Below are 21,540 nucleotides of genomic sequence, written 5' to 3'. Positions count from 1 at the left end.
GGGGGCCAGAGAGGCGGAGGTGGCGGACATGCCGAAAGAGACGCCGAAAGAGAAGCCGAAAGGGAAAGCGACGGACGCGGCCGAGGGGCGGCGCGCCAGCGACCGCGGGCGCTACGGACGCCTCAGCAGGGAGCGCGTCCTGGCCACGGCCCTCGAGGTCGTCGACCGCGACGGGCTCTCCGGCCTGAGCATGCGCAAGCTCGGCGCGGAACTGGGCGTGGAGGCGATGGCCCTCTACCGTTACGCGGCCGGCAAGGGGGCCCTCCTCGACGGCCTGGTCGAGGCGTTCTGCCAGGAACTGGAGGGCGATCTGGCGGCGAAGCCCCGGGCCGACGACTGGCGTCGTGAGTTGCACCGCATCGCGCTCGCCACCTACGGAGTCGCCCTGCGGCACCCGAACATGGTTCCCCTGCTCGCCACCCGCCTGCTGTCCACCCCGCTGGCCCGCCGCCCCGCGGCCGTGCTGCGCAGCGACGAGCGTGTCCTGGCCCTGCTCCATGACGCCGGTCTGGGCGACCGCCGCACGGTGCAGGTCCACCGGGCGTTCACGGCGTGGCTGCTCGGCTATCTCCTCGTCGAGCTGCGGGCCATGGACGACGAGCCCGGCGAACAGGACCCGGCCTTCCGGCTCGGCCTGCACCGCATGCCCGCGCAGGAGTTCCCGCGGCTGCGGGCCACCGCCATCTCCCTGGACGGGCGGGGCGGGCCGAAGCAACTGGCCGCGGGGCTCGACGCGTTGCTCGGGTCATGAGACCGCGGGCTCCTGGGGCACCCGGTCCGGGGGATTGCCGTCGCGCACCGCGTCGAGGTACTCGACGATGGCGTCGCGATTGCGGGCCAGGCAGTCGACGCGCTCGGTCATGCGGTCCCGCTGGTGCTCCAGGGTGGCGATCATCTCCGGTGTCGCGTCCGGGAAGTAGATGGTCCTTGGCTTGTCCAGGCAGGGCAGGATCTGCTTGATGATGCGGGTGGGAAGGCCCGCGTCGAGCAGCCCTCTGATCTGCACGACGCGGTCCACGAAGCGCTCGTCGTACTCGCGGTAGCCGTTCGCCGAGCGCGCGGCCATGATGAGGCCCTGCTCCTCGTAGTAGCGCAGCAGTCGCCGGGGTGTCCCGGTCCGCTCCGACAGCTCTCCGATCCGCATACGATCTCCCTCGCAGCCCCTCGCTCGACCATCACATCAATGTGAGGGTCCGAGCATACTCGCCGGGAGTCGGAGTCACCCCAGCGGAACGTCGAGCCGGGCCTTGCGGTGGCTGAACGTGGCGATGGAGTGCGGGCCGTGGTAATTGCCGACGCCGCTCTCGCCGACTCCGCCGAACGGCAGCTCGGGTACGCGCAGATGAGCCATCGGGAGGCCGAAGCCGAGCCCGCCCGACGATGTCTCCGCGGCGAGGCGCTGCCGTGTCGTCTCGCTCTCCGTGAAGCCGTAGAGGGCGAGCGGCTTGTCGCGGTCGTTGATGAACGCGATGGCCTCGTCGAGCCCGTCGACGTTCACGATCGGCAGTACGGGACCGAAGATCTCCTCCCGCATCACCGGCTCGTCGGGCTTCACGTCGGTGAGCACAGTCGGCGCGATGTAGACGTCGTCGCGGTCGCTCTGCCCGCCGAACGCCGTCGTCCCGGAGCCGAGGAGGGCCGAGACCCGGTCGAAGTGCCGCTCGTTCACGATGCGACCGTACGCTTCAGAGGACTTGGGGTCCGTGCCGAACACCCGCGCCACGGCCGTGCGCAGCTCCCGGGCGAGGGCGGGCGCGGTGTCCGGGTCGGTCAGGACGTAGTCGGGAGCGACGCATGTCTGGCCCGCGTTACGGAACTTGGACTCGGCCAGGCGCGTGGCGACGGCGGCCAGGTCGACGCCCCGGTCCACGAACACCGGTGACTTGCCGCCGAGTTCGAGGGTGACGGGGGTGAGGTGCTCGGCCGCCGCGCGCATCACGATGCGGCCGACGGCGCCGTTGCCGGTGTAGAAGATGTGGTCGTAGCGCTGGGCCAGCAGCGCGGTGGTCTCCGGCACGCCGCCCTCGACGACGGCGACCGCGTCCGTGTCCAGGTACTCCGGGATGAGCCGTGCGATCAACTCCGAGGTGGCCGGGGTGACTTCGCTCGGCTTCAGGACGGCCGTGTTGCCCGCCGCCAGCGCGCCCACGAGGGGCACGAGCAGGAGCTGGACGGGGTAGTTCCACGGCGCGATGATCAGGACGGTGCCGAGCGGTTCGTACTGCGTACCGGCGGTCGAGCCGTCGGGCAGCCCCGCAAGGGCGCCGGACGCGAGCGGCTGCGGGCGCAGCCACTCCTCCAGATGGGCCAGAGTGTGGTCGATCTCCCTTACGGGGAAGTCGACTTCGGCGGTGTACGCCTCGGTGCGCGGCTTGTGCAGATCGGCGTGGAGGGCGTCCGCGATGTCCTCGCGGTGCTCCGTGAACAGGGAGCGCAGCCGGGTGAGCTGTTCCTCGCGCCAGGCCAGGGGGCGGGTGCGGCCGGTGGCGAAGGTGGAACGGAGCTTGGCGGCGAGGGCTGCGGGGTCGAGCACTTCGGAATCGGACGCTTCGGGGTCGAGCACGTCGGGGTGGCGGTGCATGAGGGGTCTCCTCGGGAGTTTTCAGGAGCGGCTGTGCATGGGGGGTGAAACGGGGGTGATCAGCGGGGCGCCGTCGTGGTGACCGGCGATCCGAGAAGCCCGGTCAGGAGCGCGTCCGTGGCGGGGCCGAAGAGCCGGTGGCCGTCGGACACGGACTCCAGGCCTATGACCAGGGAGATGCAGATGTCGGCGGCCTCGGCGGGCTCCACCGTGGCCGGGGTACCCGCTTCGGAGAACAGGTCGATGAGCAGGCGCCGCAGCGAGCCGGTGAAGCCGTGGCAGATGTCGCCGAAGAGGCGGGCCTTCGCGTCGAGGAGTTCGGCGGAGTGCGGTGAGTCCCCGGCCAGGCGCAGGACCAGGTCGAGTTTGGCGGCGAGGACACCCCGGATCCGCTCGGCGGCGGAGGTGTCGTCGGCCGCCGCCTGCCGGGCCCGCGCGAGCGCCTCGGCGTGCAGGCGCTCGGCGAGCTTGCGGAAGGCGTCGTCCTTGTTGCGGACGTACTGGTAGACCGCTGACCGGGACACGCCCATCGTGGAGGCGATGTCGTCCATCGTGGTGCGCCGTACGCCGTACCGGGTGAGGGAGTCGTAGGTGGCGTCGAGGACCTCTTCGAGCCGGTCGGTGCCCATGAGGGTCAGGCCAGCTTCTTGAGCAGTTCGTCCGCCAACGGGGCTGCGGAGGCCGGGTTCTGACCGGTGACCAGGTTGCGGTCGACGACCACCTTGGGGGCCCACGGCTCGCCCTCCTGGAAGTCGGCGCCCGCCGCGACGAGCCGGTCCTGGAGCAGCCACTTGGCCTTCTCGGCGAAGCCGGACTGCGTCTCCTCGACATTGGTGAAGCCGGTCAGCCCGTACCCCGCGAAGGCGTTGGAGCCGTCCTCCTTGGTGGCGGCGAGCAGCGCGGCAGGACCGTGGCAGACGACGCCGAGCGGCATGCCGATCTCCAGCGCGGCGCTGAGCAGCCTGCCCGACTCGGCGTTGACGGCGAGGTCCTCCATGGGGCCGTGGCCGCCGGGGACGAAGACCGCGGCGTACTCCGCGAGGTCGACCTCCTCCAGCTTCACCGGCGACAGGAACTCGGCGATCTCCGCGAGAGTCGTGGCGACCTTGTCGGCGCCTTCCTGGCCGCCGTTGAACTCGGGCGCGAGGCTCGCCTGGTCGACGGTCGGCACGACGCCCCCCGGTGTCGCGACGACGATGTCGTGTCCGGCGGCCTTGAACGCCTCGTACGGCGCGACGGCCTCCTCGGCCCAGAAGCCGGTCGGGTGCTGGGTGCCGTCGGCCAGCGTCCAGTGGTCGGCGCCGGTCACGACGAACAGGATCTTGGACATGGTGTCTCTCTCCGAGGCTGGAATCTCTGACGTTCTGTGCTCAGGACGTCAGTCGGTGCTGTCCTCGAAGGTAGGTGGGGCGACCCAATGAATTCCAATAGGCTGACCCATATGGGAGATAGGAATTCCAATGAGTCCGATGGGGCGGCGGGAATAGCTCCGCTGGACCTGAACCTGCTGCGCACGTTCCTTGCCGTGTACCGGTCGGGTTCCTTCACCGCCGCGGCCCGCCTCCTCGGCCTCTCGCAGCCCACCGTCACCACACAGATCCGGGCCCTTGAGCGGCAGGTCGACCGGGAGCTGTTCGAGCGGCTGCCCCGGGGCGTGGCGCCCGCACCGTACGCGGACGCGCTCGCCGCCCGTGTCGTCGATCCTCTCGACGCCCTCGCCGCGGTCACCGGACACGGCGGCCCCCTCGACGGCGCCCCCGCGGAGCCCGTCCATCTGGCGGGCCCGGCCGAGATGCTCTGCCACTGCGCGCTGCCCGCGCTCGCGCCGCTGGTCGAGAAGGGGGTCAGGCTGCGCGTGACGACGGGCCTGACCGACCGGCTCCTGGACGAGCTGCGGACGGGACGGCACGACCTGGTGATCGCCACGGCCCGCCCCCGGGGGCGCTCCCTGAGTTCCGTGCCACTGGCGGACGAGGAGTTCGTCCTGGTCGCGGCGCCCTCGTGGGCCGAGCGCATCGGCGGCGCCGGGCGAATCGCCGCTGACGGCCCCGGAGTGCTGCTCGGCGTCCCCCTGGTGACCTACGCCGAGGACCTGCCGATCGCCCGCCGCTACTGGCGGCACGTCTTCGGCAAGCGGCTGACCTGCGAGGCCTCCGTCACCGTCCCCGACCTGCGCGGCGTGCTCTCGGCTGTCACGGCGGGCGCGGGCTTCTCCGTGCTGCCCCGCTACCTCTGCCGCGACGCCCTGGCCGCCGGCACCCTGACCCTGCTCCACGACCCGGAGGACGCCCCGATCAACACCGGCTTCCTGGTGCGGCGCCCGGGATCCGCGGACAACCCCCACGTCTCCCTCGTGCACGACCACCTCGTTCAGTCGGCCCGCGCCTGGTAACCCCGGGGCGCTATGCGCCAAAGGCCTCCTGCGTGATCCGCTCCCACTGGGCGCCCATGGCCGCCGCGAGCGCCTGCGCGGCCGACAGGGGGCGGACCATCACCGTGAACTCGTCGATCAGTCCCTCCTCGTTGACGTGGAGGAAGTCGCAGCCGGTGATCTGCCGGTCGCCGACCCGCGCCTCGAAGACGAGCGCGGAGTCGCGCCCTCCGGCGTCGTTGATCTCGCGTACGTACCGGAAGTCCTCGAAGACCCTCGTGACGCCGCGCAGGATCGCGGCGGTCGTCGCCCTGCCCGGGTAGGGGCGGAAGACGACCGGGCTGGAGAAGACGACGTCCTCGGCCAGGAGCGCCTCGACGGCAGCATGATCGTCGGCCTCGACGGCCTTGCGGAAAGCCTGCATACCCGAACCTCGCATCGCGATCAGTAGTCAATTTGTTGACTAGGTGCGAAGGAGGGTAATCACATCGGTGTACGGTGTCCAGATGTCTCTCAAGTACGCGGTGCTCGCGGCGCTCCTGGAGGGCGAGTCGTCCGGCTACGACCTGGCCAAGATCTTCGACGTGTCCGTGTCGAACTTCTGGTCCGCGACCCCCCAGCAGCTCTACCGCGAGCTGGAGCGACTGGCCGCCGACGGCCTGATCGCCGCGCGCGTCGTGCAACAGGAACGCAGGCCGAACAAGCGGATGTTCACGCTCACCGACGCCGGGCGGCGGGATCTGCACGCCTTCGCCGCCGAGCCGCCCCGGCCCATCGCCATCCGGGACGAGCTCATGGTCAAGGTGCAGGCCATGGACGGCGGCGACCCGGCAGCCACCCGCGCGCTGATCGAGGAGCGCATGGCGTGGTCGCGCGGCAAGCTCGCCCGGTACGAACGGCTGCGCCTCCACCTCCTCGGCGGCCGCGAGGAGGAGGCGTACCTCCGCGAGGCCGAGCGCGTCGGCCCCTACCTCACGCTGATGGCGGGCAGGTCCCTGGAGGAGTCGAACCTGCGCTGGGGCGAGCGGGTCCTGGAGATCCTCGACCGACGGCTCGACTACGCCCACAAGGGCGGCACTTGAGGAGGCGGAAGCGGATGGCGTGAGCGCCGGGGGCGCACCTGGCCGGGGCCGCACCTGGCCGGGGCCGCACCTATCCGGCCGCGTACACGTCCTCCACGTAACGCCCCTCCGCAGTCAGCTCGGCGAGCCACTGTTCGGAGTCCGCCGCCGTGGCCCCCGGGGTCCGGTCGCGATGGAGCGTGCGCAGGGCGTCGCGTACGCCCGGGGCCATGCGTGAGCCGTCGCCGCACACGTATATCCGGGCTCCGGCGGCCAGCAGGGCCCACACTTCGTCGGCCTCCGCCGCGATGCGGTGCTGGACGAAGGCCACCCCGTCGACGGGGGAGGCGCTGAAGGCGGGGCGCAGCGAGACCGCTCCCGCGGACTCCGCGGCGCGCAGTTCCCCGGCGTACAGGAAGTCGCCGTCCGGGTCGTCGCAGCCGAAGTAGCAGAGCGCGGGCGGGAGTTGGGCTCCCTCGGCGGTCAGCGCCACGCGGTCCGCGATGGCGCCGCGGAAGGGGGCGAGGCCCGTGCCCGCGGCGACCATGATGACCGGCGCGGCGTCCGTGTGGCCGATGCGGAAGGCCTCGCGGCACGGCTGGACCCGGGCCAGGACGGTGTCGCCCGGCCGCACCCCGTTGAGATGGCCGGAGCCCGTGCCGCGGTACAGCCGCCCGTTGCCCGAGCGGGCCGGAGCCTCCAGGAGGGACACCATCAGGTCGGCGTGGCCGGGGTGCACCGCCGGTGATGAGGACACCGAGTAGTGGCGGGGCCGCAGGGGCGTGAGCACGTCGAGCAGCCGCGGCCACTCCAGGGCGCCGCGCAGGGCGGGGCAGGCCTCGACCAGTTCGAGCAGCGTGCGCCCGTCGGCCGCGCGGGCCTCGGCGTCGTCGGCCAGGGCGGAGAGGGCGGACCGCTCGGGCGGGCAGGGGTTGGCCGCCGCCAGTACGGCCAGCTGACTCGCCGTGGGCCGCTCCTGCAACTCGACGTGATGGGACAGAAGTTGGCGTACCGTCAGCGGGCGGTCCACGGCGAGACCGTCACGGCGCGGGCTGCTCGCGCGGATGTCGAGAACGGCGTCCAGGTCCACGCCGAGCGCGGCGGCTGCCCGCTCGACGAGCGCCGGGTCGTTGGCCGGCAGCACGGTGAGGTGGTCGCCGGTGCGGTAGGTCGCGCCGTCGGGCAGGGCGAGCCGTACGAAGCGCTTCGTGCGGGGGTGGCCGGGCGCGGTGAGGTCGTAGGCCTCGGTGACCGTCATCGGGACAAGGCCGTGCCGCGCGGCGAGCGCGTCCAGCGGGCCGCCGGTCACCTCGCGGACCTCGTACGCCGTCGGGGCAGCGGCGGCTTCCGGAGTCGCCTGCGCGTCGGGATCGCCGTACCGCTCGAGCAGCGCCGTACGCAGCCGCGCCGTGAACTCCCGTACGGTGCCGCCGAGATCGCCCGAGGCATCGGCCGCCGCACGCTCCAGGAGCCGGGTGCCGCCCAGCTCCGCGAGCCGCTCGTCGAAGCGCGTCGGGACCTGCTGATACGTGGCGGCCCAGTTGCGGTCGCCCACGCCGAGGACCGCGTACGTGACGTTCTCCGCGGTGGCCGCCGGGGCGCCGTCCAGCCAGGAGGCGAACGCCGTGGCGTCGTCGGTGGGACGGCCGTTGTAGGAGGCGGCGGTGATGACGACCGGACGGTCGGCGGGCAGCGCGCCGGCGTACTCGTCCAGCGGCGCGACCTCCGTCTCACAGCCCACCGATGCGGCCTCGTCGGCGAGTTGGGCGGCGAAGTCCCGGCAGGTGCCGTAGTTGCTTCCGTGCAGGAAGAGCGCGCGGGTGCCGGGCACGACCCGCGCCGGTAGATCGGCCGCTTCGGGCACTGCTGCTGCCGATGGGGTTGCTGTGCCCAAAAGCCCGCCGTGCACGCGGTCGGCGGCGGTGCGCGGCGTCAGCGTGAGCGTGAAGCCGTCGGGCTTGAGGGTGAGCGTCTCCTTGACGGTGAGCCGGTAGTCGGCGTGGTCGTGAAGGCGGTAGCGGTGGACCAGCATCCCGAGCAGCATGGTCGCCTCGTGCAGCGCGAACTGCCGCCCGATGCAGGCCCGTTCACCGGTACCGAACGGCAGATACGCGTGCGGGGAGCGCGCCGCCCCCGCCTCGGCGGTGAAGCGCGCCGGGTCGAACAGCTCCGGGTTGTCGCCCCACACGGGCTGCCGGTGCAGCATCGGCGTCAGGACGGTGACGCCCTGGCCCGCGCGCAGCGGTATGCGGCCGCCGAGAAGCGTGTCCTCGCGGGCGCGTCGGCCGAACGCGGCGGCCGTCGGCCACAGGCGCAGCGCCTCGTTGAGGACCTGCCGGGTGTACGTGAGCCGCCCGACGTCGTCGAAGGACGGCTCGGGGTCGGCCGCGTCGCCCCACAGGGCGTCGACCTCGCGCCGCACGAGATCCAGCACGGCGGGATGCTTGGCCAGGTAGTACAGCGCGAACGACATCGCGCCGGACGTCGTCTCGTGCCCCGCGATCAGGAAGGTGATGACCTGGTTGCGGATGTTGGCGGTGTCCAGCTTCGTGCCGTCGCCCGGGTGCGCGGCGCTGAGCATGAGGCCGAGCAGGTCATCGGCGGGTTCCGCGCCCGGCGCGTCGCCCGACCGCGCGGAGATGACCTCGTCGACCACCCGCGCCAGATAGTCGGCGTCAGCCCGGAAGGCCGCGTCCGCCGCCGAGTGGTCACTGCCCGGCGTACGGCTCAGCCGCGTCATGCTCCACTCCAGGCAGCGGACCATGGAGTCGACGAAGGGGTGCGGCTCGGCCCGCTCGAACGACCCGAAGTCGTGGCCGAACCCGGCGAGCCCGATCGTGTCCAGGGTCATCCGGGTCATGTCGCCCGGAACGTCCACGGGACGCCCGTCCCGCGCGCCCCGGTCCCACGACTCGACGAGCCGGCGGGCGACACGCAGCATCATCGGGTGGTACGTACGCATCGAACCCAGCGCGAACGCGGGCATCAGGATGTCGTGCGCGCGGGCCCAGTTGGGCTCGTCGTTGTACGCCGTGAACAGTCCGTCGGCGGTGAACTCGCGCACGTTCTCCAGGGCGGGGCCGACGTGCTTGGCGAACCGCGTCTCGTCGGCGAGCTCGGTGACGAGATCGAGATCGCTGACGAACAGCGCGTCGCGGCCGTGCAGCCGCCGCCGCACCACGGGCCCGTGGCGGCGGACCAGTTCCATGACCTGCTGCAGTGGGGCGGGCCCTGGCCCGGTGGCGGAAATGTCGATCAGCGGTACACCGCCGAGGTCGGAGAGGTCGGAGCCTGCGTCCTGGGAGAGCGGTGCGGTGGTGGTGGGGGGCATGGCGTGACAACTGCCTTTCGCCGTACGGAAGTCACTGCTCATCAGCTTGATCGCCGATCCCCGCAGGTCCGCGCCGTACCACTACATGATTGTGTAGTGGAGAACGACGTTCCGCTCTTGACTGCCCCGGAAGGAGCCGCCCCGTGGACTCCGCGGACTCCGTGCTGTGGCGCAACCGCGCCATGCTCCTCTTCAACCGCATCCCGATGCCGGTCGCGGTCTGTGACGCGAGCGGGGCGATCATCCTCGCCAACCCGGCGATGGCGGCGGAGTGGGGCGAGACCTCCGGCACCCTGCGCGAGCGCAACGTACTGGAGCTGTTCCGCCCCGAGGAGAAGACACAGGTCCTGCGGATCGCCGAGGCGGTGCGGCTGCGGCGCCGCTCGCGCTATCCGGTCGCGGTGCACTGGGAGGCGGCCGACGGGGTGCGGCGCCACGGCGAGCTGACGGCGGAGCCGGTGAGCGACACGGTCGACGAGACCCCCGGCCTGCTCGTGCTACTGCGCGTCCTGGGCGAGGAACACGCCCCCGCTCAGGCACCCGCCGAAGCGGTCACGGCAGCCGAGGCTCGCATCCTGGCCCTGCTGGCAGGCGGCGCCACCACGGCTCAGGCCGCCCGCGGAACGGGCCTCACCACGGACGGCGTCACCTACCATCTGCGCCGCCTGACCGAGCGCTGGGGCGCGGCGAACCGGACGGAACTGGTGGCGCGGGCGTACGCGCTGGGGGTTCTCGCCCCGGGAGTGTGGCCTCCGGTCGCGTGAACCGGGCCTGCCGGGGGAGTGGCGTGGCCCCTGCCGGGAGGGGCGGGGCTCAGGTCGGGCTTTCGCTCGACTCTGACGCGGCGCGGCGGTACTTGGCGTTGATGCGCTGAGCCTCCTCGAGCTGGTCCTCGAGGATGACGATGCGGCATGCCGCCTCGACGGGGGTTCCCTGGTCCACCAGTTCGCGGGCGCGAGCGGCGATCCGCAGTTGGTAGCGGGAGTAGCGCCGGTGTCCGCCTTCCGAGCGGAGCGGCGTGATGAGTCGGGCCTCACCGATGGCCCGCAGGAAGCCGGGAGTGGTGCCGAGCATCTCGGCGGCCCGCCCCATGGTGTAGGCGGGGTAGTCGTCGTCGTCCAGACGACCACTGAGTGGGGTATCTGCTGTCATGTCACCTCGTTATGCCAACGCGTCGAGGGGCCCTGGTGCCGTACGGCACCAGGGCCCCGAAGGAAATTCAACACCATCTGTCGGCCCTAATGCAGCGCCGACCTCTTGTTTCCGCTGTCCGGCCCTGCCTGAGGGCGGGAACGCGGGGATCGCTGATGCGTAACCGAGGACCACCTTCCGTTCCGGGGTCTTGCGGTACCCGGGCCGAATCGATCTCGGGCCGGGCGATCCTGATGGCGTCTGCTCCCTCCGTTCTCCCTCTGGATTACAGCTACGCGAGAAACTCTAACCATGTGATCGCCCAATGTCTACACTGGCGAGCATAGATTTTGTGGGCTGCCGCAGAGGCGCATGCGAGTGGGCAACGCGAAGAGGGCCCCGCCGGCACGTGCCGGCGGGGCCCTCTTCGCTGTTCTGGGGATGTGTCCCGCGTCTCCCGCTACACGGGAGTGGCGGCGCCGAGCAGGGCCGTCGCCGTCTGGAGCGGGGTGAGGTCGCGCGGGGCCGCATCCTCGGAAGGGGTGCGGCAGGTGAAGCCGAGATGCGTCATGGCGCGGGTGACTTCCCCGGCGCTGAAGTCACGACGGTCCTGCCGGGTGATGACCGCGCCCACCTGCTTGATGGGGTAGTGACGGCGGCCGATGATGACGGAGTCGCCCGTGATGGGCTCGGGCTTGATGCCCTTCATCGATTCCAGCACCCCACTCTTGGTGAGGTCGAACGGGAAACGGGCGATGACGCAGCGCATGATGCCTCACAGATGAGGAGTTGGGGCGGCTGACAGGGGTGAGGCGCTCAGCGCGAGAGGGCGAGAACGTCCCGTAGGCGGACCTGGTCCGTGTAGGCGGGGCTGTCACGGACGGCGACGAGCCGGGCCCGGGTGATCAGGCCCGTGCGCTGGTCGTCCTCGTCACACAGGAACAGATGTCCGGCGCTCGCGCCCGACATGACCGACAGGGCCAGCTCGACGGTCATGTCGTCACGGACCTGCGGCCCGCGCGACGGTGCCTGAACCGGTGTCAAATGTGCCTCCTGCAAGGGGTGGGTGAGCCTGGTGGTCGTGAGCCCTAGGCTGCCGGGTTCGACGCGGGCCGGCCCTGGGGGGCGCGGCGCGGAGCGCGGTCGGTGCGCCGGTCCTGGGCGCTGCGGCTGCGCCGGCCCCGGGCAGCGGAGGAGCCGCCGCGTCGGGGGCGCTCCGCGGCCGGCATGGTGATGGTGACCGGCACGCCCGAAGGGGCCTGGGCGCCGGTGATCCTGCTCAACTCCTCGTCGCCGGAGCGCACTTGGGCTGACTGCGGGGTGATGCCCGCGGCGGCCATCAGACGGGTCATGTCGCGGCGCTGATTGGGCGTCACCAGGGTGACGACGCTGCCGGACTCACCGGCGCGGGCCGTACGGCCGCCGCGGTGGAGGTAGTCCTTGTGGTCGGTGGGCGGGTCGACGTTCACGACCAGGTCGAGGTTGTCGACGTGGATCCCGCGGGCGGCGACGTTGGTCGCCACGAGCACCGTCACATGACCGGTCTTGAAGTGGGACAGCGTCCGCGTGCGCTGCGGCTGGGACTTCCCGCCGTGCAGGGCCGCGGCACGGACACCGCTGTTCAGCAGGTGCTCGGTCAGCTTGTCGACGGCGTGCTTGGTGTCCAGGAACATGAGCACCCGGCCCTCGCGGGCAGCGATCTCGGTGGTCGTCCGGTGCTTGTCCGCGCCGTGCACGTGCAGCACGTGGTGCTCCATCGTGGTGACCGCGCCCTGCGAGGGATCGACGGAGTGGACGACCGGGTCGTTGAGATAGCGGCGGACCAGCAGGTCGACGTTGCGGTCGAGGGTGGCCGAGAACAGCATCCGCTGGCCCTCGGGGCGCACCTGGTCGAGCAGCGCGGTGACCTGGGGCATGAAGCCCATGTCGGCCATCTGGTCGGCCTCGTCGAGGACGGTGATGCCGACCTGGTTCAGCCTGCAGTCGCCGCGGTCGATGAGGTCCTTGAGCCTGCCGGGCGTGGCGACGACGACCTCGACGCCGGAGCGCAGCGCACCGGCCTGCTTGCCGATCGACATGCCGCCGACCACCGTGGCGAGCTTCAGCCTCAGGGCGCGGGCGTACGGCGTGAGCGCGTCGGTGACCTGCTGGGCCAGTTCGCGGGTGGGCACGAGGACCAGGGCGAGCGGCTGGCGCGGCTCGGCGCGCTGACCGTCCGTACGGGCGAGCAGCGCGAGGCCGAAGGCGAGAGTCTTGCCCGAGCCGGTGCGGCCGCGGCCGAGTACGTCACGGCCCGCGAGGGAGTTGGGCAGGGTCGCGCCCTGGATCGGGAACGGCACGCTCATGCCTTCGTGGCCGAGCGCGGCGAGCAGCGGCGCCGGCATCGCGAGATCGGAGAACGCCTCGACGGCCGGGAGCGCGGGGGTGACCGTGACCGGCAGGGCGAACTCGCCCTGGGGCGCGGACGGTCGGCGGCCGTAGCCACCACCGGAACGGCGAGGTGCGCCGGAGCCGGAGCCGGAGCCGGAGCCGGAGCGGGAACCGGAGCCAAAGCCGGAGCCGGAGCGGGCGCGGAAAGGGCGGTCGTTCGTGCGTGCGCGGTTCATGCGGAACCTTCCTCGATGCGGCACGTACCAAGGAATTTCCGCAGCGAGAGCGCAGCACGGAGAATCGCGAGAACGGGCCGGATGAAATGCGTGAAGCGAATCCGGCCGGCGGCAGGTGTTCTGCGGGGCGGATGCGCGGGAACGATTGACGTTCCGGACGGGGCACGGCGAGCGCGATAGTGAATGACATTCACGCAAGAAATTTCGTGACCCCGGATGGTGCGGGAAATGCACGAGCTGGGGCCCGCACCCCAAGGTGCGGGCCCCAGCTGCGAAGTACGCGTGAGCGTCAGGCGGGAACGATGTTCTCGGCCGTCGGGCCCTTCTGGCCCTGGGCGATGTCGAAGCTCACCTTCTGGCCTTCCTGGAGCTCACGGAAACCCTGGGCGGCGATGTTCGAGTAGTGGGCGAAGACGTCGGGGCCGCCGCCGTCCTGCTCGATGAAGCCGAAGCCCTTTTCCGAGTTGAACCACTTCACGGTGCCAATAGCCATGTCATATCTCCTTCGGGTGCAGTGCCCGGAGTCCGCACTGTGCGGACCCGGTGTCGCCGCGATGATTGCCCCGCCGGAAATGACCGGAAATACAAAAGTGCTCCCACCGGCCGAAATGGTCGGTGAGGGCACTTGAAGTTTTTGGGAACCACAACTGCAACTGAGATCGACAGTAGCACGCTGTGGTCGGCTCCGCGTGGTAAAAAATTCCGTTCCGGGCGTCGCGCAAGAAACTCTCAGAGCGCCTTGCGCTGATATCTCTCACGGCCGGCACATATATTGGTTCGCTCGAAACACAGCGTTTCTGCGGGCTGGGCCGGACTCAGTCCGCGGGCGTGGGCGGCGGCCCCGCGCCGAGGATCAGCGCGTAGGGCCCCAGGCCGACCAGGCGGCTGCCGGGGACCTGCTCGCGTCCGACGTACAGATCGCCGACGCTGCCGGTGTCCGGATCGAAGGTGACTTCGGTGAGCGTGCCGATGTCCTCGCCGTACTCGGTGAGGACCCGCTTGCCCAACAGCCTCTTGTGCGCACGGGAGTGCGAGCCGCCACGGCCCGCCTCGGTCGCGGCGGCGGCGCCGGTGTCGATGATCACGGCGTCCGGCCCCATCCCTCGTACGTGCGACCAAGGAACGCTGTCGCCGCCGCTCTTGGTGGCCCGCAGGTACAGCTCCGTGATCCTGCGGGTCCGCGGATCGATGCCGAGTCCGGCCACTTCCCCTGCGGGGCGGGCGTCCTCGGCGCTGATGACCGGGTGTCCCAGGACCTGGCTGAGCAGCATCATCGGTCGTCCCCCTTCCAGAACCCCGTCTCACCCGCGGTCCGGGTCCTGTCCCACGCCGCGGCGAGCGCGTCCAGGTCGTCCACCGCCTGCCCGGCGACCTGGGCCGGGATCACCAACGTGTCCCCGGTCATGGCCAGTTGGCCGTGCGCCGGCAGGAAGGCACGGCGTTCGTGCCGGCCCATCGCCTCGGTGGTCGCGACCTCGAAGCCGGCCACACGGCCACTGGTGCCGCCTTCGACCACCGCGTCCAGTACGGTGCCCAACTCAAGACCCGCGTCGCTCAGTACGCGGGCGCCGCGCACCTGGCCGGTGCCGGCCTCGCCCTTGTCCACCACCACCTCCCTGGCTTGCAGGACCTCGGCGGAAGGGATCATCACCGCGTCCGGCCCCAGCGCGTGGACGCCGGACCAGGGCAGGCTCTGCTTGAGCGGCCCTGACAGCAGCCCGCGGCCCGCCAGCGTGAAGCCGGTGATCTGTCCGCCCGACGCGTCGAAGACCGTGTCCTTGACCTGGGCCACCACCTCGCCGCCGAGGGTGACCACGGGCCGCTTGGTCAGCTCGGCGGCGAGCATCAGCGTGATCATCGAGTCCTCCCGCGTCCCGCGCGGCGACCCCGCCGGACCACGATCGCGCCGCCGCCACGGCGCCGTGCCTGGGTCCCGAGGACCGCACCGGTCAGCAGGAGCAGTGCGACAAGCACCGCGGTCACCCACATCCACCAGATCACAGCCGTCCACCTCCCGTGTCGTCCCGCGGTTGCTCCGAGTTCCCAGGAAGGCGCTTCCTATACGGAGAGTCAAGTCACGGGAATGTAACGGGAGATGGTGGGTAAGAGCCCGTGCACAGCGCGCTCTCACCGGGAGGGTGCCATCTGTTTCGGGAGTGACGACGGTGGCTTCGACGACCAGCAGCCCAGCACCCACGGTGTCGTACGCCGAACGACATACCACCGGCCCCGACATCGCCACAGCCGAGCCGACGGCCACCGAGCATCCCCTGTCGCACACCGCGCCGCACACCGGCAGTCGGCGCACGGCCGACCTCCGGGCCCTCTCCAACGCGCTCTTCGCCCGCCTCGACGCGGTGGAGGAAGGAACGCCCGAGCACTCCTACGTACGCAACTCGCTGGTGGAGCTGAACCTCAACCTCGTGCGGTACGCGGCGCATCGGATGCGCCCGCGCGACGAATCGTACGAAGACGTCGTCCAGGTGGGCACGATCGGTCTGATCAAGGCGATCAACCGCTTCGACCTCCACCGGGGCGTGGAGTTCACCACCTTCGCGCTGCCGACGATCATGGGCGAGATCAAGCGCTTCTTCCGCGACACCACCTGGGCCGTGCGCGTTCCCCGCCGGCTGCAGGAGCTCCGCCTGGACCTGGTGAAGGCGACCACCGACCTAGAGCAGAGCAACGGGCACGCCCCGACCACGGCCGAACTCGCCGAGCACCTGGACCTGGACGAGGCCGAGATCAGCGAAGGTCTCACCGCGGCCAACGGCTACACCACGGCCTCCCTGGACTACCCGGCCGACGGCGTCGACTCCGACGACACGCTGGCCGACCACGTGGGTTACCGCGATCCGGAGCTGGACAAGGTCGAGGACCTGCACAGCCTGAAGCCGCTCATCGCCGCGCTGCCGGAACGCGAACGCAGGATTCTCGCGATGCGCTTCGCCGCCGACATGACGCAGAGCGAGATCGGTGCGGAGCTGGGCATTTCCCAGATGCACGTCTCGCGCATCCTCACCAGGACCCTCGGGCGGCTGCGGGTCAAACTCCTCGACAAGAGGTAGCGACAGCAGCTGTTCCGGGAGAGGCCACTGGGTTGATCTCGCTACGATGGCTCATGGGGGTGCGATGTCCACTGAGACCCATCGCCTGACCATCACCGAGCTCGCGAGTTGCTCCGACTCCGCGGTGCTGCGGGTCAGCGGCGAGCTCGACCAGTCCTGCGAGGAGTACTTTCTGCGTACCCTCGGCGCTTCCGTCGAGGCCGGGCACCGGCATCTGGTCCTGGACGTGACGGCGCTGATGTTCTGCGACTCGCGCGGACTCAACTGCCTGCTCGCCGTGCGCTGGCTGCTCGCCCGCCGCGAGGGCAGGCTGCTGCTTGCGGGGGCCGGGCGCCGGCTGTCGGAGATGCTGGCGCTGACCGGGAGCACGGAACTGCTCCCCGTCCACCGCACGGTCGGCCAGGCCCTGCAGACCCTCCCGGCCGACGAACGCCCCCAGTGGCCGCCGACGGAACCGTCGAAACCGGACTGATCTCCCGGTTCACGCGGGCCGCGCTCGCCGCCGTACGGAAAGGGGCGCCACCGGGGCTGACTGTTCAGTGGCGCCCTCGGATCAGTGGCGTCCTCGGAACTTGCGCAGCATCCGCTTGGCCTGGGCCCGCTTCCTGGGGTCGGCCGAAGCCTGGCGGACCTGGCGGATCGTGCGCTGTCCCTGAGGGCTTCGGACGAACTGCTTGATGCGGTCGATGACTCCTGGCATTCCGACTCCTAAGACGTGAGAACTGCCAGCCTACGACGGAGTGCCCGGATGGAATGGTCCGATGGTCCTTCTGTGGCACGGCAATACGGCTGAGTAGTGGGCCAATGGCCCAGTCAATCTGGTGCCTGTTGAGCCAGCAGGGCCCTGGATGGTGTGATGTGTCTGTCGATGGCGCTGCGGATCCCCGCGGCGCCTTTTTCATGTGGGCAGGCAGAGCTGGACGCGAAAGGGGCGGGGTAGCCGTGCTGAAGAGGGTGTTCGTGGCGCCGGATCCGGGACGGGTGCGGCTGCGGTTCGCCGCGCGGGCCGTCATCGGCATCGCGCTTGCGGTGACCGTGTGCGGTCTTGCCGGACACTCGCTCGTCGCGGCGATCACCGGTGGGCTCGCGGCGCTGCTCGCCCTGTTCACCGTGAGCGACGCGACGGTACGGGGGCAGGCCCTCACCACGGCGCTGCTGCCCGTCGTCGGGTTCCCGGTGCTCGCTCTCGCCGCGGTCCTGCACGACGTGCCCGTGGCCAGGGACGTCGCCTTCCTTGCCGTGATGGGCGTGGGCGTGTACGCGCGGCGGTGGGGGCCGCGCGGGCACTCGCTCGGGGTGTTCGCGTTCATGATGTTCTTCGCGACGCAATTCCTGCACACGGGGCCGGGGCAGCTGCCCGAGCTGTTCGCCGCCATCCTGGTGTCGCTGTGCGCCTCGTCGGCCGTACGGTTCGGGCTGTGGTGCTACGAGCGCCGCCTGCCGCCCGCTGCCGTGCCCGCGCCGCCGGGAGGCAGGGGCCTCGCCAGGACGACCACCCGGCAGGCGATCCAGGCGGTGCTCGGCGGCGCCTTCGCGCTCGCCGCGGGTCAGGTGCTCTCCCACGAGCGGTGGTACTGGGCCGTGGGCGCCACCTGGTGGGTGTTCGTGAATACCGCGTCGAGCGGGGAGACGCTGGTGCGCGGCTTCCGGCGAGTGCTCGGCACGGTCATCGGCATCGGCGCGGGCTTCGTCCTCGCGCTGCCGCTGCACGGTGCGCCGGTGCCCTCGGCGATCATCGTCGCCGTCAGTGTCTTCGGGATCTTCTACACCGCCGCGGTCTCCTACACCTGGATGATGCTCGCGGTCACCGTCATGGCCGGGGTGCTCTACGGGCTGCTCGGGGTGCTGAACCCGGGGCTGCTCGCCCTGCGGGTCGCGGAGACCGGCGTGGGAGCGCTCGGCGCCGTCCTCGCCGTGCTCCTCGTCCTGCCCGTCACCACGCATGCCACGACGAACGCCTGGATCGAGCGCGCCCTGCGGTGCGTCCACGCCTGCACGGCGGAGGCCGCGGCCCGGCTCGCGGGATCCGGGAGCGCCGACCCCGCGCCGCGCGTCGCCGAACTGGAGCAGCTCCTGGGGAAGGTGCGGTTCTCGCTCGCCCCGCTGGTGCACCCGTTCAGTCCGCTGCGGGCCCGCAAGGAACGCGCCCGCCAGGTGCTCGCGCTGCTCGACGCCTGCGCCCGCGAGGTGCGCGGGCTCGCCTCGATCGCCGCGGACCCCGAGGCCTCGCACGACGACCGGCTCGCCGCCGCCTGCTGGCGCGTGGAGGCCGCCGTGGAGGCGCTCACCGCTCCGGAGGACGCGCGCGGCCCGGCCGCCGACGCCGTCGCCCTGCCGCACCCCTCCACCGTCGAGCCCGTGCTGGCCCATCTCCACGGCCTGGAGAAGGCGCTCGTCGAACTGGCCGTGCCGCTGCGCAGTCCGACTCGTACGCCCCTGATCGGGGCCTGAGCAGGCACATTCCGGTCGGTGTGTGACACCGGACCGGTCATGGCGCTCGGTCGCGCCGATCGATGTCTCTGGCCGGTGACACATGAGGTGGCTCATCGCGTGGTAGACGAACTCCCGCTCCTGGAGGCGCGCGACTGAGAGGGATGATCACCATGCCGGAGGAATCACCGTCGATCGTGCATGACGTGTCGGTCGCGGCAGCCGTCGGGCGGCGCGCACTGCCGAACCGCCTCTGTACCGCCTTCACAGAGTCGCTGGGCGCGCAGCGGGCGGCCCTGTCCTGGCTGCCCCGGCTCGAACACTGGCAACTGCTCCACGCCACCGACGAGCCCGCGCTGCAGGCCGAGGCCGCGCAGTTCACCCGCGCCGACGGCCCCTCGGTCAGCGCCGCACTGGGGATGCATCCCGTGTTCGTACCGGATCTGCGCGACTATCCGTGCCGCACGGGACCGCCCCTGTCGGCGGAACTGCCGGGCACCCGGCGCGTGCTGGCGCTCCCGCTGCACGACGGTCACACACCGCTCGGCGTGCTCTGTCTCTACTACACCGAGCGCACCGACGTGACCTCCAGCCACATCACCCACGCTCAGCGCGCCGCCGCCCTGGCGCTCGACGCGCTGCTGCGCTGGCGGCCCGTGCACGACGCGGCGGGCAGCGGCTGCCGGCGCCCGGTGTGGACCACCAGCACGCGCGCGGCGCGCTGGGAGCGCATCCACCAAGCGGCCGACTACGTCGCCGCCCGTCAAGAGTGCGACGTCGCCGAGGGGTTGGCGTGGCTCCAGGAGGTGAGTGCGCGGGACCGTCTCTCGCTGCTCGACGTGGCCGACACCGTCCTGCAGCCGTCCCACGCCCACCACGAGGACGAGTCCGAGGGAAGGAGCGGCCATGAACGAGCCCGTGGAAGTGTTGCTTGACCGCGTCCAGGAACGCGGAGGGTACGCGGAGCGGCAGGAGGCCGCCGGAGCGGTGCAGAGCGTCCTCGAGGTCCTGGGGGAGCATCTGGTGGGGGACGACCGCACCGATCTCGCCCGCCTGCTGCCCCGTCAGTGCGGCCCGCTGCTCACCGAAGGCTCACCGGCCAGTGAACCGCTGACGCCCGCGGCCTTCATCGCGGCGGTGGGCGCGCGCGTCGACGTCGACGCGGGACAGGCCCGCCGTGCTGTCACCGCGGTGCTCGCCACCGTCGCGGAGGTCGCCGACGACGCCCTGCTGCGCCGCATCCTCACGCAGCTTCCGCCGGGGCACGCCGGTCTGTTCGGCCGTACGGACCCCACGTGACGCGCAGGGAAATCCACAGAAGGTGCAAAAGGCGCAGAAGGCGCGGAAGAGGTAGTCGGAACACCCCCTGAATGGAGGCTCGTGATGGCACGGACAGTCCCGCAGGGCAAGGCCGCGAAGGAAGCGGGGAGCCGGAGAACTCCCGGTACACCCCCGCTCTCCGGATGGGCGCGTGCGATGGCCATGCTGCTGGCCTTCGCGGGGACGGTGGTCTTCGCCGTGCTGCTCGCCCGGCTGACGCTGGAACCCTCGGCCGCCTCCGAGCCCCTGACCCACAGCAATATGCGCCCCGGCGACTCGATCCGCGACTATCTCGCGCAGCCCGCGTTCCGCGACACCGTCAAACAGCTCGGCGGCAACATCGCGCTCGGCCTGCCGTTCGGCATGCTGCTGCCGGTGCTCGTGCCCCGCGCCCGGGGGCTCATACGCGTCATAGCCGTCACGGCACTGGTCATGCTGCTCGTCGAACTCGCCCAGGGCGTCCTGGTCACCGGGCGGGCCTTCGACATCGACGACGTCCTGCTCAACACCACGGGCGCCGTGCTCGGTTACCTGCTGATCGGCCGCAGGCTGGGCCGTGCCGTGCATCCTCGCCGCAGGCATTGGTGGCACCGCTTCACGAAGCGACGCACCGCCGCCGGCTAGGCCGGGGCGTCAGCAACCGGGGCGTCAGCCTGTGGTGAGCATGCCGTCGCGCAGGCGGGACAGGGTGCGGGAGAGCAGGCGTGAGACGTGCATCTGGGAGACGCCGAGGTGTTCGCCGATCTGGGACTGGGTGAGTTCGTCGACGAACCGCATGCGCAGGATCTGCCGGTCGCGCTCGTCGAGCCGGGCGAGCAGCGGGGAGAGGGTGTGGAAGTCCTCCACGAGCTCCATGGCGGGGTCCTCCGCGCCGATGAAGTCGGCGAGGGCCGTCTCGCTGTCGTCGCGGTCGCCGTGGACGGCCGCGTCGAGGGACGTGGAGTTGTAGGCGTTCGCGGCCGTGCGGGCCTCGATGACCTCGTCCTCGGTGAGGTCCATCAGCTCTGCCAGTTCGCTGACCCGGGGGGCGCGGCCCAGGCGGGTGCTGAGTTCGTCGGTGGCCTTGGCGAGTTCGACGCGGGCCTCCTGGAGGCGGCGCGGAACGTGGACGGCCCAGGAGGTGTCGCGGAAGAACCGCTTGATCTCCCCGACGATGTAGGGCACGGCGAAGGTGGCGAACTGGACCTCGCGGGAGAGTTCGAAGCGGTCGATGGCCTTGATCAGGCCGATCGTGCCGACCTGGACGATGTCCTCCATGTCGTCGCCGCGGTGGCGGAACCGCCCGGCGGCGTACCGGACCAGCGACATGTTCATCTCGACGAGGGTGTTGCGGGCGTACTGGTACTCGGGGGTGCCCTCTTCCAGCGCGGCGAGCCTGGTGAAGAACAGCTTCGTCAGGTCGCGGGCGTCGCTGGGCCCGACCTCCTGGGGAGAGGCGATCTCCGGCAGTTCCGCGATGCCGGTGTCCGTGGATGTACCGTCCGTGGACGTACCGGTAGCAGCTGTCGCCACTGTCATGGTTTGCCTCCCCAGTCCGCCGGCCCTTTGTCGTCCCCCGACCGGCCGGTGAGGCGCACGTACCCGCACGGCGGTGCTTCATGCGCGTCACTCCGCAACAAGATCCGTTATGTGCCGGGGCGT

Annotated in this window: 25 protein-coding genes; 10 read left to right on the top strand and 15 right to left on the bottom strand. The window is 71.1% G+C overall.

Features of this window, described 5'->3' with window-relative positions; genetic code table 11:
• Window positions 1-28: 28 nt before the first annotated feature.
• Entirely contained in the window at window positions 29-751 is a 723-nt protein-coding gene (locus E5671_RS10205; protein ID WP_160503529.1) for a TetR/AcrR family transcriptional regulator, read from the top strand.
• Here the strand turns inward: E5671_RS10205 and E5671_RS10200 are convergent.
• The 4 genes from E5671_RS10200 to E5671_RS10185 all read right to left on the bottom strand — a co-directional run bounded on the left by E5671_RS10200 (window position 746) and on the right by E5671_RS10185 (window position 3,911).
• A complete protein-coding gene (locus E5671_RS10200) occupies window positions 746-1,144 on the bottom strand; it encodes a MerR family transcriptional regulator (RefSeq protein ID WP_160503528.1) in 399 nt (132 codons plus the stop codon). The genes E5671_RS10205 and E5671_RS10200 overlap by 6 nt on opposite strands.
• 75 nt (window positions 1,145-1,219) lie before the next feature.
• A complete protein-coding gene (locus E5671_RS10195) occupies window positions 1,220-2,581 on the bottom strand; it encodes an aldehyde dehydrogenase family protein (RefSeq protein ID WP_160503527.1) in 1,362 nt (453 codons plus the stop codon).
• Between the two features lie 59 nt (window positions 2,582-2,640).
• Entirely contained in the window at window positions 2,641-3,210 is a 570-nt protein-coding gene (locus E5671_RS10190) for a TetR/AcrR family transcriptional regulator (RefSeq protein WP_160503526.1), read from the bottom strand.
• Between the two features lie 5 nt (window positions 3,211-3,215).
• Window positions 3,216-3,911 (bottom strand): type 1 glutamine amidotransferase domain-containing protein, encoded by a 696-nt coding sequence (locus E5671_RS10185; protein WP_160503525.1) that lies wholly within the window; start codon window positions 3,909-3,911, stop codon window positions 3,216-3,218.
• Between the two features lie 111 nt (window positions 3,912-4,022).
• Here E5671_RS10185 and E5671_RS10180 point away from each other — a divergent pair, with 111 nt between their 5' ends.
• Entirely contained in the window at window positions 4,023-4,973 is a 951-nt protein-coding gene (locus E5671_RS10180; RefSeq protein WP_160503524.1) for a LysR family transcriptional regulator, read from the top strand.
• A 10-nt stretch (window positions 4,974-4,983) separates the two neighbouring features.
• Here E5671_RS10180 and E5671_RS10175 read toward each other — a convergent pair whose 3' ends face one another.
• Window positions 4,984-5,376, bottom strand: coding sequence for a nuclear transport factor 2 family protein (locus E5671_RS10175; RefSeq protein WP_160503523.1), 393 nt, complete (start codon window positions 5,374-5,376; stop codon window positions 4,984-4,986).
• 82 nt (window positions 5,377-5,458) lie between these two features.
• Here E5671_RS10175 and E5671_RS10170 point away from each other — a divergent pair, with 82 nt between their 5' ends.
• Window positions 5,459-6,034 carry a PadR family transcriptional regulator gene (locus E5671_RS10170; protein ID WP_160503522.1) on the top strand — a complete coding sequence of 192 codons (576 nt, stop codon included), beginning with the start codon at window positions 5,459-5,461 and terminating at the stop codon, window positions 6,032-6,034.
• 70 nt (window positions 6,035-6,104) lie between these two features.
• Here the strand turns inward: E5671_RS10170 and E5671_RS10165 are convergent, their stop codons facing one another.
• Complete coding sequence (locus E5671_RS10165; protein WP_160503521.1) at window positions 6,105-9,344, bottom strand: bifunctional cytochrome P450/NADPH--P450 reductase; 3,240 nt, start codon at window positions 9,342-9,344, stop codon at window positions 6,105-6,107.
• Window positions 9,345-9,526: 182 nt separating this feature from the next.
• Here E5671_RS10165 and E5671_RS10160 point away from each other — a divergent pair, with 182 nt between their 5' ends.
• A complete protein-coding gene (locus tag E5671_RS10160) occupies window positions 9,527-10,108 on the top strand; it encodes a PAS domain-containing protein (RefSeq protein WP_160510098.1) in 582 nt (193 codons plus the stop codon).
• Between the two features lie 49 nt (window positions 10,109-10,157).
• Here E5671_RS10160 and E5671_RS10155 read toward each other — a convergent pair whose 3' ends face one another.
• The 7 genes from E5671_RS10155 to E5671_RS10125 form a co-directional block, all read right to left on the bottom strand.
• Window positions 10,158-10,496, bottom strand: coding sequence for a helix-turn-helix domain-containing protein (locus tag E5671_RS10155; protein ID WP_160503520.1), 339 nt, complete (start codon window positions 10,494-10,496; stop codon window positions 10,158-10,160).
• Between the two features lie 439 nt (window positions 10,497-10,935).
• Complete coding sequence (locus tag E5671_RS10150) at window positions 10,936-11,244, bottom strand: SCO5918 family protein (protein WP_160503519.1); 309 nt, start codon at window positions 11,242-11,244, stop codon at window positions 10,936-10,938.
• Between the two features lie 47 nt (window positions 11,245-11,291).
• Window positions 11,292-11,519, bottom strand: a complete 228-nt coding sequence (locus E5671_RS10145) for a CBS domain-containing protein (RefSeq protein ID WP_237330148.1) — start codon at window positions 11,517-11,519, stop codon at window positions 11,292-11,294.
• A gap of 44 nt (window positions 11,520-11,563) precedes the next feature.
• On the bottom strand, window positions 11,564-13,081 hold the full coding sequence (locus E5671_RS10140) for a DEAD/DEAH box helicase (RefSeq protein WP_160503517.1): 1,518 nt from the start codon (window positions 13,079-13,081) through the stop codon (window positions 11,564-11,566).
• A gap of 289 nt (window positions 13,082-13,370) precedes the next feature.
• Window positions 13,371-13,574, bottom strand: coding sequence for a cold-shock protein (locus tag E5671_RS10135; RefSeq protein WP_160503516.1), 204 nt, complete (start codon window positions 13,572-13,574; stop codon window positions 13,371-13,373).
• 322 nt (window positions 13,575-13,896) lie between these two features.
• Window positions 13,897-14,355, bottom strand: coding sequence for a PRC-barrel domain-containing protein (locus E5671_RS10130; RefSeq protein WP_160503515.1), 459 nt, complete (start codon window positions 14,353-14,355; stop codon window positions 13,897-13,899).
• The gene (locus E5671_RS10125; protein WP_160503514.1) at window positions 14,352-14,939 is read right to left on the bottom strand and encodes a PRC-barrel domain-containing protein; all 588 of its coding nucleotides are present in this window, start codon (window positions 14,937-14,939) and stop codon (window positions 14,352-14,354) included. The genes E5671_RS10130 and E5671_RS10125 overlap by 4 nt, the downstream gene beginning before the upstream one ends.
• A 307-nt stretch (window positions 14,940-15,246) precedes the next feature.
• Here E5671_RS10125 and E5671_RS10120 point away from each other — a divergent pair, with 307 nt between their 5' ends.
• Both E5671_RS10120 and E5671_RS10115 read left to right on the top strand, forming a co-directional pair.
• Complete coding sequence (locus E5671_RS10120; protein WP_443032591.1) at window positions 15,247-16,149, top strand: RNA polymerase sigma factor SigF; 903 nt, start codon at window positions 15,247-15,249, stop codon at window positions 16,147-16,149.
• Window positions 16,150-16,213: 64 nt separating this feature from the next.
• Window positions 16,214-16,621, top strand: a complete 408-nt coding sequence (locus E5671_RS10115) for an STAS domain-containing protein (RefSeq protein ID WP_160503513.1) — start codon at window positions 16,214-16,216, stop codon at window positions 16,619-16,621.
• A gap of 81 nt (window positions 16,622-16,702) precedes the next feature.
• On the opposite strand, the gene E5671_RS45355 is transcribed toward E5671_RS10115, so the two are convergent.
• A complete protein-coding gene (locus E5671_RS45355; protein ID WP_202121071.1) occupies window positions 16,703-16,849 on the bottom strand; it encodes a hypothetical protein in 147 nt (48 codons plus the stop codon).
• A gap of 242 nt (window positions 16,850-17,091) precedes the next feature.
• Between E5671_RS45355 and E5671_RS10110 the strand changes: the two genes are divergently transcribed.
• From E5671_RS10110 to E5671_RS10095, 4 genes are all read left to right on the top strand, one after another.
• Complete coding sequence (locus tag E5671_RS10110; RefSeq protein ID WP_160503512.1) at window positions 17,092-18,600, top strand: FUSC family protein; 1,509 nt, start codon at window positions 17,092-17,094, stop codon at window positions 18,598-18,600.
• Window positions 18,601-18,752: 152 nt separating this feature from the next.
• Window positions 18,753-19,514, top strand: coding sequence for a GAF domain-containing protein (locus E5671_RS10105; protein WP_160503511.1), 762 nt, complete (start codon window positions 18,753-18,755; stop codon window positions 19,512-19,514).
• Complete coding sequence (locus E5671_RS10100; protein ID WP_160503510.1) at window positions 19,486-19,878, top strand: DUF2267 domain-containing protein; 393 nt, start codon at window positions 19,486-19,488, stop codon at window positions 19,876-19,878. Before E5671_RS10105 ends, E5671_RS10100 begins: the two co-directional genes overlap by 29 nt.
• A gap of 84 nt (window positions 19,879-19,962) precedes the next feature.
• Complete coding sequence (locus E5671_RS10095; protein WP_237330147.1) at window positions 19,963-20,523, top strand: VanZ family protein; 561 nt, start codon at window positions 19,963-19,965, stop codon at window positions 20,521-20,523.
• A 24-nt stretch (window positions 20,524-20,547) separates the two neighbouring features.
• Here E5671_RS10095 and E5671_RS10090 read toward each other — a convergent pair whose 3' ends face one another.
• Window positions 20,548-21,417 carry an RNA polymerase sigma factor SigF gene (locus tag E5671_RS10090; protein ID WP_160503509.1) on the bottom strand — a complete coding sequence of 290 codons (870 nt, stop codon included), beginning with the start codon at window positions 21,415-21,417 and terminating at the stop codon, window positions 20,548-20,550.
• Window positions 21,418-21,540: the final 123 nt, after the last annotated feature.

Origin of the sequence: Streptomyces sp. BA2 (assembly GCF_009769735.1) — a bacterium.
Taxonomy (GTDB): Bacteria; Actinomycetota; Actinomycetes; order Streptomycetales; family Streptomycetaceae; genus Streptomyces.
The sequence above is the reverse complement of the archived record's forward strand: the minus strand, read 5'-3'. Positions and strand labels throughout refer to the sequence as shown.

Coding starts and splice junctions, on each gene's coding strand:
- E5671_RS10205 (WP_160503529.1), top strand. CDS start 29: ATGCCGAAAGAGACGCCGAAAGAGAAGCCGAAAGGGAAAGCGACGGAC.
- E5671_RS10200 (WP_160503528.1), bottom strand. CDS start 1,144: ATGCGGATCGGAGAGCTGTCGGAGCGGACCGGGACACCCCGGCGACTG.
- E5671_RS10195 (WP_160503527.1), bottom strand. CDS start 2,581: ATGCACCGCCACCCCGACGTGCTCGACCCCGAAGCGTCCGATTCCGAA.
- E5671_RS10190 (WP_160503526.1), bottom strand. CDS start 3,210: ATGGGCACCGACCGGCTCGAAGAGGTCCTCGACGCCACCTACGACTCC.
- E5671_RS10185 (WP_160503525.1), bottom strand. CDS start 3,911: ATGTCCAAGATCCTGTTCGTCGTGACCGGCGCCGACCACTGGACGCTG.
- E5671_RS10180 (WP_160503524.1), top strand. CDS start 4,023: ATGGGAGATAGGAATTCCAATGAGTCCGATGGGGCGGCGGGAATAGCT.
- E5671_RS10175 (WP_160503523.1), bottom strand. CDS start 5,376: ATGCAGGCTTTCCGCAAGGCCGTCGAGGCCGACGATCATGCTGCCGTC.
- E5671_RS10170 (WP_160503522.1), top strand. CDS start 5,459: ATGTCTCTCAAGTACGCGGTGCTCGCGGCGCTCCTGGAGGGCGAGTCG.
- E5671_RS10165 (WP_160503521.1), bottom strand. CDS start 9,344: ATGCCCCCCACCACCACCGCACCGCTCTCCCAGGACGCAGGCTCCGAC.
- E5671_RS10160 (WP_160510098.1), top strand. CDS start 9,527: ATGCTCCTCTTCAACCGCATCCCGATGCCGGTCGCGGTCTGTGACGCG.
- E5671_RS10155 (WP_160503520.1), bottom strand. CDS start 10,496: ATGACAGCAGATACCCCACTCAGTGGTCGTCTGGACGACGACGACTAC.
- E5671_RS10150 (WP_160503519.1), bottom strand. CDS start 11,244: ATGCGCTGCGTCATCGCCCGTTTCCCGTTCGACCTCACCAAGAGTGGG.
- E5671_RS10140 (WP_160503517.1), bottom strand. CDS start 13,081: ATGAACCGCGCACGCACGAACGACCGCCCTTTCCGCGCCCGCTCCGGC.
- E5671_RS10135 (WP_160503516.1), bottom strand. CDS start 13,574: ATGGCTATTGGCACCGTGAAGTGGTTCAACTCGGAAAAGGGCTTCGGC.
- E5671_RS10130 (WP_160503515.1), bottom strand. CDS start 14,355: ATGATGCTGCTCAGCCAGGTCCTGGGACACCCGGTCATCAGCGCCGAG.
- E5671_RS10125 (WP_160503514.1), bottom strand. CDS start 14,939: ATGATCACGCTGATGCTCGCCGCCGAGCTGACCAAGCGGCCCGTGGTC.
- E5671_RS10115 (WP_160503513.1), top strand. CDS start 16,214: ATGTCCACTGAGACCCATCGCCTGACCATCACCGAGCTCGCGAGTTGC.
- E5671_RS45355 (WP_202121071.1), bottom strand. CDS start 16,849: ATGCCAGGAGTCATCGACCGCATCAAGCAGTTCGTCCGAAGCCCTCAG.
- E5671_RS10105 (WP_160503511.1), top strand. CDS start 18,753: ATGCCGGAGGAATCACCGTCGATCGTGCATGACGTGTCGGTCGCGGCA.
- E5671_RS10100 (WP_160503510.1), top strand. CDS start 19,486: ATGAACGAGCCCGTGGAAGTGTTGCTTGACCGCGTCCAGGAACGCGGA.
- E5671_RS10095 (WP_237330147.1), top strand. CDS start 19,963: ATGGCACGGACAGTCCCGCAGGGCAAGGCCGCGAAGGAAGCGGGGAGC.
- E5671_RS10090 (WP_160503509.1), bottom strand. CDS start 21,417: ATGACAGTGGCGACAGCTGCTACCGGTACGTCCACGGACGGTACATCC.